At 74.2% G+C, this 12,587-nt stretch carries 12 protein-coding genes; 8 read left to right on the top strand and 4 right to left on the bottom strand.

Annotated features, from left to right (window positions below; translation table 11 throughout):
• Positions 1-162 precede the first annotated feature (162 nt).
• On the top strand, positions 163-567 hold the full coding sequence (locus ACFV6I_RS20355; protein WP_380426749.1) for a hypothetical protein: 405 nt from the start codon (positions 163-165) through the stop codon (positions 565-567).
• A 4-nt stretch (positions 568-571) separates the two neighbouring features.
• On the opposite strand, the gene ACFV6I_RS20360 is transcribed toward ACFV6I_RS20355, so the two are convergent.
• Positions 572-1,492, bottom strand: a complete 921-nt coding sequence (locus tag ACFV6I_RS20360) for a polysaccharide lyase (RefSeq protein WP_380426751.1) — start codon at positions 1,490-1,492, stop codon at positions 572-574.
• A 288-nt stretch (positions 1,493-1,780) separates the two neighbouring features.
• Between ACFV6I_RS20360 and ACFV6I_RS20365 the strand changes: the two genes are divergently transcribed.
• On the top strand, positions 1,781-2,152 hold the full coding sequence (locus ACFV6I_RS20365; RefSeq protein ID WP_380371883.1) for a YciI family protein: 372 nt from the start codon (positions 1,781-1,783) through the stop codon (positions 2,150-2,152).
• Complete coding sequence (locus ACFV6I_RS20370; RefSeq protein WP_380426753.1) at positions 2,149-3,369, top strand: RNA polymerase sigma factor; 1,221 nt, start codon at positions 2,149-2,151, stop codon at positions 3,367-3,369. Before ACFV6I_RS20365 ends, ACFV6I_RS20370 begins: the two co-directional genes overlap by 4 nt.
• A gap of 76 nt (positions 3,370-3,445) precedes the next feature.
• On the opposite strand, the gene ACFV6I_RS20375 is transcribed toward ACFV6I_RS20370, so the two are convergent.
• Together ACFV6I_RS20375 and ACFV6I_RS20380 are read right to left on the bottom strand one after the other, a co-directional pair.
• Positions 3,446-4,108, bottom strand: a complete 663-nt coding sequence (locus ACFV6I_RS20375) for a DUF6461 domain-containing protein (RefSeq protein ID WP_380426755.1) — start codon at positions 4,106-4,108, stop codon at positions 3,446-3,448.
• 168 nt (positions 4,109-4,276) lie between these two features.
• On the bottom strand, positions 4,277-5,713 hold the full coding sequence (locus ACFV6I_RS20380; RefSeq protein WP_380426757.1) for a purine-cytosine permease family protein: 1,437 nt from the start codon (positions 5,711-5,713) through the stop codon (positions 4,277-4,279).
• A gap of 71 nt (positions 5,714-5,784) precedes the next feature.
• Between ACFV6I_RS20380 and ACFV6I_RS20385 the strand changes: the two genes are divergently transcribed.
• From ACFV6I_RS20385 to ACFV6I_RS20395, 3 genes are all read left to right on the top strand, one after another.
• The gene (locus tag ACFV6I_RS20385) at positions 5,785-6,417 is read left to right on the top strand and encodes a TetR/AcrR family transcriptional regulator (protein WP_063350376.1); all 633 of its coding nucleotides are present in this window, start codon (positions 5,785-5,787) and stop codon (positions 6,415-6,417) included.
• A gap of 48 nt (positions 6,418-6,465) precedes the next feature.
• Positions 6,466-8,109 carry an amidohydrolase gene (locus ACFV6I_RS20390; protein WP_380426759.1) on the top strand — a complete coding sequence of 548 codons (1,644 nt, stop codon included), beginning with the start codon at positions 6,466-6,468 and terminating at the stop codon, positions 8,107-8,109.
• Positions 8,110-8,251: 142 nt separating this feature from the next.
• On the top strand, positions 8,252-9,604 hold the full coding sequence (locus ACFV6I_RS20395) for an erythromycin esterase family protein (protein WP_380426761.1): 1,353 nt from the start codon (positions 8,252-8,254) through the stop codon (positions 9,602-9,604).
• Positions 9,605-9,660: 56 nt separating this feature from the next.
• Here ACFV6I_RS20395 and ACFV6I_RS20400 read toward each other — a convergent pair whose 3' ends face one another.
• Positions 9,661-10,110 carry a MarR family winged helix-turn-helix transcriptional regulator gene (locus tag ACFV6I_RS20400; RefSeq protein ID WP_380426763.1) on the bottom strand — a complete coding sequence of 150 codons (450 nt, stop codon included), beginning with the start codon at positions 10,108-10,110 and terminating at the stop codon, positions 9,661-9,663.
• Positions 10,111-10,229: 119 nt separating this feature from the next.
• Here ACFV6I_RS20400 and ACFV6I_RS20405 point away from each other — a divergent pair, with 119 nt between their 5' ends.
• Both ACFV6I_RS20405 and ACFV6I_RS20410 read left to right on the top strand, forming a co-directional pair.
• The gene (locus ACFV6I_RS20405) at positions 10,230-11,591 is read left to right on the top strand and encodes an aldehyde dehydrogenase family protein (RefSeq protein WP_380426765.1); all 1,362 of its coding nucleotides are present in this window, start codon (positions 10,230-10,232) and stop codon (positions 11,589-11,591) included.
• A gap of 64 nt (positions 11,592-11,655) precedes the next feature.
• Positions 11,656-12,459, top strand: a complete 804-nt coding sequence (locus tag ACFV6I_RS20410) for a maleylpyruvate isomerase family mycothiol-dependent enzyme (protein ID WP_380426767.1) — start codon at positions 11,656-11,658, stop codon at positions 12,457-12,459.
• Positions 12,460-12,587 lie beyond the last annotated feature (128 nt).

Consider the following 12,587-nt stretch of genomic DNA (forward strand, 5'->3'; position numbering starts at 1 on the left):
ACCAGCCCGCCACCAGCGCGGCGGCCAGGTGCCCGGCCCGCATCGACGGCGTCATGCCCAACACCCCCCCCCGCCCCCCCCGGGCGGCACCACGTCCCAAGGACACTGCGCCCCAAGGACACCGCGCCCCGACAACATCGCGCCCTGTGAAGGAGGAGAGCCGTGACGGTGCGAACGATCGCGGCAGCCGCCCTGCTCGCCCTGGCGGCCGGCTGCTCGTCGAACCCCGGCCCCGCCGCGCCGGGCCCGCCCGCCCTGGTGCTCGACGAGCACGCCGACGGCACGACCGTGCGGGTGGCACCCGGCACCGTCATCCGGGTCGAGCTGCACAGCACCTACTGGTCCCCGGCCGCCGGCGACAGCCCGCGGACGCTGCGTCCGACCGCCACCGCGACCACCCCCGCCCCCTCCTGCCGGCCGGGCGGCGGCTGCGGCCAGGTCACCGCCGGCTTCCTCGCCGCCTCCCCCGGCACGGCCCGTCTCTCCGCCCACCGCACCACCTGCGGCGAGGCGCTGGCCTGCCCGCCCGGCCAGCGGGCCTTCACCGTGACGGTGACAGTCGGCTGACGGGTCAGTGCTGGACGCCGGAGGACAGCGAGAAGTCCGCGAAGTAGGCACGCTGGGTACTCGCCGGGCCCCAACTGGTGTCGTGGCCGCCGTAGAAGGTGGAGAAGAACACGCCGCCGAAGGGGATCCCGCCGATGCCCGAGGCCACCCCGCGCGCCGCGTAGACCTGGCGGCCGTCGTACCAGACGGTGACGTCCCCGGTGCCGCGGTCGACCAGCTGCTCGACGCTGTGCCACGCGCCGTCGGCCTGGAACCGCCAGTCGCCGAGCCCCTCGTCCACCCCGTAGCCGGTCGGGCCGGAGTTGGTCGGGGTGTAGAGGTAGACCTCGCCGTTGTCCGGCACGCCCTTGGCGCCGCGCCACATGTAGCGCGTCGACCAGCCTGCGCCGTGGTTGCCGCCCGACTCCTCGCCGATCCTGCCGCCGTACAGTCCGGGCAGCTTCCCCGCCTTGCCCCAGTCCCGGCCGGCCGGGAACTTGAGGGAGTACTTCAGGTCCAGCGTGTTGCCCTGGGCCAGGGCGGACAGGCCCAGGCTGGTCAGATCCGTGTAGAACTGGCCGCCGCCCGGGTTCGGGCAGTCGGCGCACTGGTTGGAGGAGGACCCGGCCCCGTAGACGACCTGGAGCGCCGAGCCGCCCCCGGGAGCGGCCGCGTCGTCGACCGCGCTCAAGTCCGAACCGCCCCACGTCCCCTGGTCGGCCGCGCCCCAGGCGTGCTTCCACTGGTCCGTCCCGTAACCGCGGAACTGGCCGGTCCAGGCCGTCTTCCCGCTCGCCACCGCGGCCGGCGCGGCTCCCCTCGCTCCCTCGGACCCCGAGGCGGCCGGCGCGGCGATCGAGGCCGCGGCGGGCGACGTCGACGGGGCGCAGGCGGCCAGGGCGGCGGCCGCGAGCACCGATCCGAACACACGACGAGTGCTTTTCATGACTGCCCCTCCCGACGGGACCGGGCCGGGACGGCCCACCCGCTCCATGTGACGCTCCGCCACCGGGTCACAGTAGCGGCGCCCGATGTGACGTGACCATCACACTCCCGGGTGACGGCGGGGCGGGGTCCCCGGCCCCCGGCCCTCCCGATGCGGGCGATGTGCGAGGTGGCGATGCGGCCGCGAAGATTCCTCCGAACGTCCGGCGGAGGACGTCAAGACCGCGGCGATGGCTCCGACCACCGGTCGAGGAGCCCAGCCGGGCCCGCGAACCACGAGGAGCACGAGATGAAGTTCCTGATCAGCCTGCACATCAACCCGGCCGTGATGGACGCGCTGACCGACGAGGAGAAGGCGGCGATCGGCCACGGCCACGGCGAGTTCATCGAGGCGCTGAAGGCGTCCGGAGAGCTGATCACCACCCAGGCACTGGTCGATCCGACCCAGGCCGCCGTGGTGACCGTGCGCAACGGCCAGCCGGTGGTGACCGACGGCCCGTTCCTGGAGGCCAAGGAGTACCTGGGCGGCTTCTACCTGATCGACTGCGAGGACAAGGAGCGGGCGATCGCACTGGCGGCGCGGATCCCGGACACCGCGATCGAGGGCCTGGGGGTCGAGGTGCGGCAGGTGATGTTCGCCGACGGACACTTGGAGGCATGACAGCACCGGACTTCGAGGACCTGCTGCGTGCGCTCACGCCGCAGGTCCTCGGCACCTTGGTTCGCCGGTACGGCCGGTTCGAAGGGTGCGAGGACGCCGTCCAGGAGGCCGTTCTCGCCGCCACCGTGCAGTGGCCGTCCGAGGGGATGCCGGACAATCCGCACGGCTGGCTGGTGACCGTCGCGGCCCGGCGGCTCATCGACCAGTTGCGCCGCGACCGCGCGCGCCGCGAACGGGAGTCGGCAACGGCCGCCGAGGTGGTGCCGCCGGAGGTGCCGGACACCGACGACACGCTCGTCCTGCTGTTCCTGTGCTGCCATCCGACGCTCACCGCGGCCTCCCGGACCGCCCTGACGCTGCGGGCGGTCGGCGGTCTGACCACCGCCGAGATCGCCCGCGCGTTCCTGGTGCCGGAGGCCACCATGGCGGCCAGGATCAGCCGGGCCAAGCAGCGCATCAGGGCCGCCGGCAGCTCGTTCGCCCTGCCGGACGGCGCGGAGCGCGAGGAACGGCTGCGGGTCGTGCTGCACGTGCTCTACCTGATCTTCAACGAGGGCTACACCGCCACCTCCGGGCCGGAGTTGCACCGCCCCGACCTCGCGCGCGAGGCGATCCGGTTGACCAGGACGGTGCACGCGCAGCTGCCCGGGGACGACGAGGTGACCGGGCTGCTCGCACTGATGCTGCTGACCCACGCCCGCCGGGAGGCCCGGACCACCCCGGCCGGCGACCTGGTGCCGCTGGACGAGCAGGACCGCAAGGCCTGGGACCGGGCGCTGATCGACGAGGGCGTCGGACTGGCCGAGGCGGCGTTGGCCGGCCCGACCCTGGGGCCCTACCAGTTGCAGGCCGCCATCGCGGCCACGCACGCCGACGCGGCCACCGCCGAGGAGACCGACTGGCCCCAGGTGCACGCCCTCTACCTGATCCTGGAACGGATCGCGCCCAACCCGATGGTCACCCTCAACCGGGCGATCGCGCTCGCCGAGACCGACGGCCCGGCCGCCGGGCTGGCCCTGCTGTCCGCCCTGGACGGTGACGGGCGGATGGCCGGGCACCACCGGCTGCTGTCCGTCCGGGCGCACCTGCTGGAGAAGGCCGGCGACCCGGCCGGCGCCCACGAGCACTACCGGCGCGCCGCGAAGGCCACCGCCAGCCTCTCCGAGCGGCGCTACCTGGAGGCCCGGGCCGCCCGGACCGGGCCACGCTCCGGCTGAACACACGTCCGGGGCGTCCAAAACGTCCAGCGCGCGGCCAGGGCCACCATGGGAACGGCCTGGGGCCGGCCCCGGCTCAACGACCCGGCGGCTCCATCCCCGGCCTGCCCCGCACCGCGTACGTCGGCAGCCGCAGTTCGCCGAGGACGGCCCGGGGCAGGCTCAGCCCGAACCGCCGCCCGACCGCGCCGAGGGTGCGGCGGCGGACGGCCGCGGGCGGCTCGCCCCCGGGACCGCGGGTGATCCCGTCGGGCTCCAGGACGCCTGCGGCGACCAGCTCGGGGACTAACAGGTCGGGCTCCCGGCCCCAGCGCCAGCGCTCCTCGGCGAGGCCGAACCCGCACAGCACGGCGCCGTCGCGGGCGTAGTCGAGCAGCGCCGGCGGGTGGTCCGGCATCGGGCGGAAGTGGACCACCTCGACCCCGTCGCGCGCTATCTCGGTGAGCCGTTCGCCGCCGGTGGAGTCGCCGTACTCGACCGCGAAGGACCACTCACCGGACTCGCCGACCCGGATCACGCCGTCGCCGTCGTCGCTCGGGCGGAACACCTCGATGTCGAGGTCCCACACCTCGGTGCCGCTGAGCGGCCCGGCCGCGGCGGCCGGATCGGCGCCCATCCGGCGGGCGAGCTCCTGCGGCGGTATCCCCCGGGCGAACAGGACGCCGTCGACGGAGCGCCCGGCGTCCGCGAGCCACCGGATGCCCTCCTCGCCCCCCGCCCCTTCGGTACCGTCCGTCATGACGCCCCCTCACCTCGCGCCGGCCCGCGTGGCCGGGCCGCCGGTCCGCACCCTAACGGACGCCACTGACAACCGGCGGCCCCCGGAAGCGTCCCGGCCGGTCGCCCTCAGCACCCTTCGGAGGAAGGGCAGTTCGACGGGGGCCGTCGGACGGCCGCGCTCAGGCGCTCAGGCGCCCCGGCGGTTCAGCTTCCCGCGCATCAGCACCGCGTACACCGCCGCCGCGACGACCATGCCGACCGGCAGCGCGAGGTCCGCACCGACGAGCGCGGCCACCGGCCCGGTGTACAGGGTGTCCACGCACAGCGCGGCGCCGGCCACCCCGGCCGCGAGGGCGAGCGCACCGGCCGGGTTGACGCCCGCCCGGTACCAGAAGGGGCTGCCCGGGGTCTCGTCCGTGAGCGCGCGGCCGTCGTAGCGGTTGCGGCGCAGCAGGATGTCGGTGGCGTAGATCGCGGTGCTGGGGCCGAGCAGGACGACGGTCAGCTGGAGCACGTTGCTGACGGTGTCGAGGAAGTTGGAGACCAGCAGCGCGTACAGCGTGAGGCAGACGGCGACGGTGCCGTCGACGAGCACGCTGAGCGTGCGGCGGATCCGGATGCCGACGGCTTGCAGGGCGAGGCCGGCGCTGTAGGCGGTGAGCGCGTTGACCGCGATCGTGCCGACGACCAGGGCGAGCAGGAAGACCGGGTCGAACCAGCCGGGCAGGATCCGTTGGAGGGCGGCCTGCGGGTCCGTCATGTCGACGGCGCTGGCGGCGAGTACGCCCAGGCCGCCGACGGCGACGCTGGGCAGGAAGCCGCCGAGGGCCGTCCAGCCGAGGACGGCGCGCGGGGAGGTGGTGTGCGGCAGGTAGCGGGAGAAGTCGGCGCTGGTGGTGTAGGACAGCGGGCCGGAGGCGATCAGGGTGACGCCGGCCAGGACGGCGGACCACAGGCGGGTGCCGGAGAGCGGTTCGGCGGGCGCGTAGCCGAAGTCGGCGTGCCGGAGCACCACGTACCCGACGACGGCGAAGGCGGCGGCGAGCGCCAGGGTGATCGGCAGGTAGAGCCGGAGGATCGCGGCGTGGCCGTAGACGCTGATGGTGAGCGTCACCACGACGATGGCCACCACGATGGCGATCTTGATCGGGGTGGTCGGGGTGATCCCGGCCTGCTCGGCGAGCGAGAACGCGGCGACGGCGGCCGCGGCGAGGTTGAGCGCGAAGTAGCAGACGGAGATCATCCAACCGGTGACGGCGTTGTTCACGCGGTTGCCGAGGACGCCGTACATCGCGCGGGTGATGACCTCGCTGGGCGCGCCCGCGGCCGGTCCGGAGACCGCCAACAGGCCGGTGCCCAGCCAGAACAGGTTGCCGACGACGACCACCGCGAACGCCTGGGGCAGGTCGAGCCCGGCCAGGACGAGGGCGCCGCCGACGACCAGGTTGAGGTAGTTGACGCTGGCCGCCGCCCAGACGGGGAAGAGTTCGCGGGCGCGGCCGCGCCGTTCGGTCTCGGGGATGTGGTCGATGCCGTGGACCTCGACCCGGCCGGCCCGCTCCTGCTGGAGCGGCGCGGCGGCGCGGGTGTCGGGGTGGGGGTGGTCCGGGAGCGTGGACGCCATTGGGGGCCCTCCGTGGGGGTGTCGTGCCCACCTGCTTGCTTATTGGTCGCACACTCAATAGCATCCGGCACATGACGTCAAGCGTTCAGCGCAAACGGGTCCGCAAATCCGCCGACGACCGGCGGGCGGAGATCGTCGAGGCAGCCGCCGCCGTCGCCCTCACCGAGGGCCTGGAGTGCATCACGCTGCGCAGGATCGCCGAGCAGCTCGACGTCAGACCCGGTCTGATCAGCCACTACTTCCCCGCCGTCGAGGACCTCGTCGCCGAGGCCTTCGGCAGCGCCGCCACCGCCGAACTGGAGACGCTGCTGCCCGCCGACCCGCACGACGGGTCGCCGCTGCACCACCTCGCACGGTTCTTCGCCCGCGCCACCGGGCCGGCCTACGACGACATGAGCCGGCTCTGGATCAACGCCCGCCACCTCAGCCGCTACCGGCCCGTCCTGCGCGACCGGGTCCTGGAGCAGCAGGCCGGCTGGCGCGGACGACTCGGCGGCGTCATCGAAGCGGGCGTCACCCAGGGTGAATTCCGCACCGATGACGTCGACGTGACGGCTCTTCAGATCCTGGTCGTGATCGACGGCCTCGCCGCCCACGCCAACACCGGCCTGCGCGACCACCCTTCCGCCGTCACCCGGCTCGCCGTGGCCACCGCCGAACGCGAACTCGGCCTGCCCGATGGCTCCCTCACCTGGAAAGACTGACCACTCCACCCCTCAACTCCCCCGCCCCGCAGCACCGTTGGAGCCGATGTGCGCACCTCCCTCGTCCTCCTGTCCGCCCGCCTGCTCGACCCGGCGACCGGCGGCCCCCTCCCGCAGACCGCCCTGGCCGTCGCCGACGGCCGGATCACCACCCTCGGCGACGACCGGGAGATCCGCCGGCTCGCCGACGCCGCCACCACGGTGGTCGACCTGAAGGGCGCCGTCGTCACCCCCGGGCTGGTCGACGGGCACCTGCACCCGGTCACCGGCGCCGAACTCACCCACGGCCTCGACCTCTCCGGCTGCACCGACCTCGCCGGGGTCCGCGCCGCCCTCGCCGCCGAGGTCCGCACCCTCGCCCCCGGCGCCTGGCTGCACGCCTGGGGCCTGGACCCGAACGTCTTCGGCGACCGGCCGGTGGGGTCCGCCGCACTCGCGCCCGTCCTCGACGGCGTCCCGGCGCTGCTCCAACTCTTCGACGCCCACTCCATGCTGGCCAGCCCGCGCGCCCTGGAACTCGCCGGCGTCGACGGCCCGCGCAGCTTCGCCCAGGCCGCCGAGGTGGTCTGCGACGCGACCGGGCGCCCCACCGGCCTGCTGCTGGAAGACGCCGCCTGCGAACTGGTCGAACGCGCCGCCCCGCAGCCCACCCGGGCCGAACGCCGCGCCCGCCTGGCCGCCGCGCTCGCCGCCATGGCCGCCGCCGGCCTCACCGGCGGCCACGCGATGGACGCGAACGGCGACAGCCTCGACCTCTACACCGAACTCGACGAGGCGGGCGACCTGCCGCTGCGGCTGCGGGTCGCCCCCTGGTGCCAGCCCGGGGTGGACGCGGACGGGCTGCGCGCCCTCATCGAGCAGCAGCACCGGGGCGGCCGGCTCTGGCGGGTCGACGGCGTCAAGCTGTTCATGGACGGCACCATCGACAACGGCACCGCCTGGCTGGAACGCCCGGACTGCCACGGCGAGTCCACCCACGCGTTCTGGCCCGACCCGGCGGAGTACACCCGCGTCATCGCGCACCTGCACCGCGCCGGCGTGCCGACCGCCACCCACGCCATCGGCGACGCCGCCGTCCGCCACGCGCTCGACGCCGTGGCCGCGGCCTCGGCGCAGGCCCCGGGGACGGCCGCCGCCGGGGCGCGAACCGTCCGGCACCGGATCGAACACATCGAGACCGCCCCGGACTCCCTCGTACGGCGCTTCGCCGAGCTGGGCGTGACCGCCTCCATGCAGCCCACCCACTGCTGCGACTTCACCCGGGCCGACCACACCGACAACTGGTCCCGCCGCCTCGGCGAGGAGCGCGCCGACCGCGCCTGGCGCTGCCGCGACCTGTGGGACGCGGGCGCCACCGTCGTGCTCGGCTCGGACTGGCCGATCGCCCCCTACCCGCCGCTCGGCGTGCTGGCCGGCGCCCGCCACCGCCGCCCGAGCCGCGACCTGACCCAGCCGCCGCACCACCCCGGGCAGGCGCTCACCGCCCTGGAAGCGCTGCGGGCGATGACCGTCAACGCCGCGCACGCGGCCGGGGAGGAGCAGCAGGCCGGCCGGATCGCCGTCGGGCACCGCGCCGACCTCACCGCCTTGGCCGCCGACCCGCTCACCACCCCCGCCACCGAACTGCCGGACGTCCCCGTGCTGCTCACCGTCCTGGACGGCCGCCCGACGCACCGCGCCGCGGCGCTCTGACCCACCGGGCGGAGCCCGCATCGACGCAGGTCGGGGGTTATCCCCCCGAAGAACCCGGCGGTCGGCCCCAGCGCGCCGCACCCTCGCCGCGAACGATGATCATCTCACCGAGCTTTCGGGACAAGGAAACTGAGGAGAGATCATGACCACGGCGAACAAGCGGCGGATCGGCCGGCGCGGGCTGATCGCGGCGACGGTGGCGGCCGCCACCACCGCCCTGCTGGCCCCGGTGGCCTCCGCCGCCCCTGCGGCGGACGGCCAACGGGGCACGGTGGTCCGCGCGTTGGAGCGGTCCGCGCACCCGCTGCGGTCGACCGAGCCCGGCGGCAGCACCAGCGACCTGCGGGCGCTCGGCGCGATGGTCGGGGACGCCAAGGTGGTGGGCCTCGGCGAGGCCACGCACGGCTCGCACGAGTTCTTCACCATGAAGGAGCGGGTCTTCCGCTACCTGGTCCAGGAGAAGGGCTTCACCACCTTCGCCCTGGAGATGAGCTGGTCGGCGGGCCTGAAGATCGACAAGTACCTCCAGGACGGCAAGGGCGACGCCCGGCAGATCGTCAAGGACGAGCTGGGCAAATCACCGTGGGAGCGCCAGGAGTTCGTGGACCTGATCAGCTGGATGCGCGAGTACAACCGCCAGCACCCGGAGCGCCCGGTCCACTTCATGGGCGACGACGTCGGCGCCCCCAAGCTCGGCGAGGAGGTCTTCGCCCGGGTCGACGCCTACCTGCGCAAGACCGACCCCGCGGCCCTGGCGCGCGTCGACGGGCTGTACGCGGGCCTGCGCCCGCTCGACGACACCGTCGCCTACCTGATGAACCGACCGGTGGCCGAGCGGAAGGAGAACGCCGCCAAGGCGCAGCAGGCGCTGGACCTGGTCACCGCCGCCAAGGGCGCCGGCGGCGAGGAGTACGACTGGGCCGTGCAGCACGCCCGCATCATCGCCCAGACCTTCGCCTTCGCCACCTTCGAACTCACCGACAAGGCCTCGGTGAACGCCGCGGAGGTCCTCCGCGACCAGGCCATGGCCGACAACACCGCGTGGTGGCAGCGCCACACCGGCGACCGGATGCTGCTCTCGGCCCACAACGGGCACGTCGGCTACCTGGCCAGCGATCCCGAGATGTACCCCAGGACGCAGGGCGCGATCCTGCGCGACACCCTCGGCCCGGAGTACCTGAACATCGGGTTCACCTTCGACCGGGGCTCCTTCCTCACCATGGGCGCCGCCCTCGGCACCGACTGGGAGAAGAACACCGTGCCCGCGGCCACGCCCGGCATGAACGAGTACACCCTGGACCAGGTCCGCCGCCAGGACTACTACGTCGACCTGCGCACCGCCCCCCGGGTGGTCCGCGACTGGCTGGACACCGCCCGACCCGTCTACGAGGCCGGGTCCACGTTCACGAAGGACCCGCTGCCCTCCGTCGCCCTCGGGCGGGCCCACGACGTCCTCATCCACCTCCACCAGGTCCACGAGGCCGAGAAGCTCTGACCTGACTCCGGCCCCGCCTCGGACCGGCGGCCCCGCCTCGGACCGGCGGACCGGCCTCAGGCCGGCGGGGCCGCCGTCTCGGGGAACGCCCGGTCCAGCAGCACGCCCAGGGCGGCCCGGTCCTGGCCGGAGAGCTGTTCCAGCGCGGTCAGGCCGGACATCAGGTCGGCCCGGATCAGCCGGACGGTCTGCTCGCCCCGGTCGGTCAGGGCGATGCTCTTGACCCGGCGGTCGGCGGGGTCGGGCTCGCGGCGGACCAGGTCGCGGCCCTCCAGCCGGTCGACGATGCCGGTGACGTTGGAGGCGTCACAGGACAGCAGACCGGCGAGGGCGCGCATGGAGCGCGGCCGGGTGAGCAGGCTGAGGGTCTTGCCCTGCATCAGGGTCAGCCCGTGCCCGGCCGCGGCGGAGGCGAAGTGGCGGTAGTAGGCCGCGGCCACCCGGGCGAGCTGATCCATCAGCTCGATCGGCGTGGCCGGTGGGTCCGGGTGGGGGTTCTGGTGCACGGTGTCGAGCATAGGCACATTGCTTGACATCCTCAACCATTGAGGTTTACCGTCCAAGAATGCTTGAGGTCATAAACCATCGACGTCCTCAAGCCAGCTGGAAGGACCGCGAGACCCTCATGAACCACACCCCCGCCGCCACGCCGGAAGCCGTCCCGGAAGCCCCGGAGACCGCCCCGGAGACCGCCGCCGCCACGGTCGCCCGCCTGCGCGCCGCCTTCGACACCGGCCGGACCAAGCCGATCGCCTGGCGCCAGGCCCAGCTGGCGGCGCTGCGCTCGCTGCTCACCGAGCAGTCCGAGGCGTTCCTCCAGGCCCTGCACGAGGACCTCGGCAAGAGCACCGCCGAGGCCTACCGCACCGAGATCGGCTTCACGCTCAACGAGCTCGACCACACCGTCGCCCACCTGGAGCAGTGGCTGCGGCCGAAGCCCGCCGCCGTGCCCGAGGTCTTCCGGCCCGCCGCGGCCCGCGTGGTGCGCGACCCGCTCGGCGTGGTCCTGATCATCGCGCCCTGGAACTACCCGCTCCAGCTCGCCCTGTCCCCGCTGGTCGGCGCACTGGCCGCCGGGAACGCGGCCGTCCTCAAGCCCAGCGAGCTCGCCCCCGCGACCTCCGCCGCGCTCGCCCGGCTGCTCCCGCGCTACCTCGACCCGGCGGCCGTCGCGGTCGTCGAGGGCGCCGTCCCGGAGACCACCGCGCTGCTGGAACAGCGCTTCGACCACATCTTCTACACCGGCAACGGCGCCGTCGGCCGGATCGTCATGACGGCCGCCGCCCGGCACCTGACCCCGGTCACCCTGGAACTCGGCGGCAAGAGCCCGGTGGTGGTCGAACCCGACGTCGACCTCGCGGTCACCGCCCGGCGGATCGCCCGGGGCAAGTTCCTCAACGCCGGCCAGACCTGCGTCGCCCCCGACTACGTCCTCGCCATCGGCGAGAGCGCGCCCGCGCTGGAGGCCCACCTCGCCGACGCCGTCCGAGAGCTGTACGGCGACGACCCGGCGGCCGGCGGCGAGTACGGCCGGATCGTCAACGAGCGCCACTTCGACCGGCTCACCGCGCTGCTCGGCGACGGTCGGACCGTCACCGGCGGCACCCACGACCGCGCCGACCGCTACCTCGCCCCGACCGTCCTCGCCGACGTCTCCCCCGAGGCCCCCGTGATGCGGGCGGAGATCTTCGGCCCGATCCTGCCCATCGTCGCCGTGCCCGACCTCGACGCGGCGATCGCCTTCATCAACGAGCGCGACAAGCCGCTCGCCCTCTACGCCTTCACCGAGTCCGCGCACACCAAGCAGCGGCTGACCGAGGAGACCTCCTCCGGCGCGCTCACCTTCGGACTGCCGGTCTCCCACCTCGCCATGCCCGAGCTGCCGTTCGGCGGCGTCGGCGAGAGCGGCATGGGCCGCTACCACGGCGAGTACTCCCTCGACACCTTCAGCCACGCCAAGGCCGTCGTCGACAAGCCCCTCGCCTGACCGCTTCCCCCTCGTCCGACCGTTTCTCCCCGCCCCGCCACCCCGACACCGAGCGAGCACCCTCATGACCACCATCGACCACGGCGCCGCCGTCGCCGCGGAGACCGCCCGCCTCGTCGCCGCCCTCCAGGACGCCGACCCGACCACCCCGGTGCCCACCTGCCCCGGCTGGACACTGACCGACCTCACCCGCCACACCGGCAGCGTGCAGCGCTGGTTCACCGTCCTGCTCCGGCAGCGGATCCAGCAGCCGCCCCGCAGCCGCGAGGTCGACCTGCGGCTGCCCGCCGCGCCGGACGGCTACCCCGCCTGGCTGGCGGAGGCCGCGGCCGAGGCCGGCGCCGCATTCGCGGAGACCGACCTCGACGCCCCGATGTGGGCCTGGGGCGCCGACCAGCACGCCCGCTTCTGGGTACGGCGGATGCTGTTCGAGACCCTGGTTCACCGCGCCGACGCGGAACTCGCCCTCGGGCGCACCCCGGCGCTCGACCCGGAGCTGGCCGCCGACGGGGTGTCCGAATTCCTCACCAACCTGCCCTTCGCCGCCTTCTTCGCCCCGGGGATCGCCGAACTGCGCGGCGCGGACCGCACCATCCGCTTCACCCGCACCGACGGCAACGCCACCGACAGCAACGCCACCGCCGCGGACGGCGACTGGCTGATCCGTCTGCGGCCCGACGGCTTCGGGCTCGACCGCTTCGGGCCCGACGCGGACGGCCCGGGCCCGGAGGCCGACGCGACCGTCCGCGCGAGCGCCGCCGATCTGCTGCTGCTCCTGTACGGCCGGCTCGACCTGGCCTCCGCCCGCCTCGACGTGCGCGGGGACGAGGAACTGCTCGCGCACTGGTGCGCCAACTCGGCGTTCTGACCTGCCCGGACGAGGGGCGGCGGCCCCGCCCCCCCCCCACCCCCCTACGGGTTATAGACAGTGAGCGGCCGGTGCAACCGTGCCGGTCCCGCAGCAGACGATCAAGGGAAAGCGGCAGAGGGTCGTGG

It is taken from the genome of Kitasatospora sp. NPDC059803, from assembly GCF_042732255.1.
In the GTDB taxonomy this organism is placed as follows: Bacteria; Actinomycetota; Actinomycetes; order Streptomycetales; family Streptomycetaceae; genus Kitasatospora.

Excerpts from the sequence above, each read along its gene's own strand:
- ACFV6I_RS20405 (WP_380426765.1), top strand. The coding sequence starts at position 10,230 with ATGAACCACACCCCCGCCGCCACGCCGGAAGCCGTCCCGGAAGCCCCG.
- ACFV6I_RS20385 (WP_063350376.1), top strand. The coding sequence starts at position 5,785 with ATGACGTCAAGCGTTCAGCGCAAACGGGTCCGCAAATCCGCCGACGAC.
- ACFV6I_RS20380 (WP_380426757.1), bottom strand. The coding sequence starts at position 5,713 with ATGGCGTCCACGCTCCCGGACCACCCCCACCCCGACACCCGCGCCGCC.
- ACFV6I_RS20375 (WP_380426755.1), bottom strand. The coding sequence starts at position 4,108 with ATGACGGACGGTACCGAAGGGGCGGGGGGCGAGGAGGGCATCCGGTGG.
- ACFV6I_RS20395 (WP_380426761.1), top strand. The coding sequence starts at position 8,252 with ATGACCACGGCGAACAAGCGGCGGATCGGCCGGCGCGGGCTGATCGCG.
- ACFV6I_RS20410 (WP_380426767.1), top strand. The coding sequence starts at position 11,656 with ATGACCACCATCGACCACGGCGCCGCCGTCGCCGCGGAGACCGCCCGC.
- ACFV6I_RS20360 (WP_380426751.1), bottom strand. The coding sequence starts at position 1,492 with ATGAAAAGCACTCGTCGTGTGTTCGGATCGGTGCTCGCGGCCGCCGCC.
- ACFV6I_RS20365 (WP_380371883.1), top strand. The coding sequence starts at position 1,781 with ATGAAGTTCCTGATCAGCCTGCACATCAACCCGGCCGTGATGGACGCG.
- ACFV6I_RS20370 (WP_380426753.1), top strand. The coding sequence starts at position 2,149 with ATGACAGCACCGGACTTCGAGGACCTGCTGCGTGCGCTCACGCCGCAG.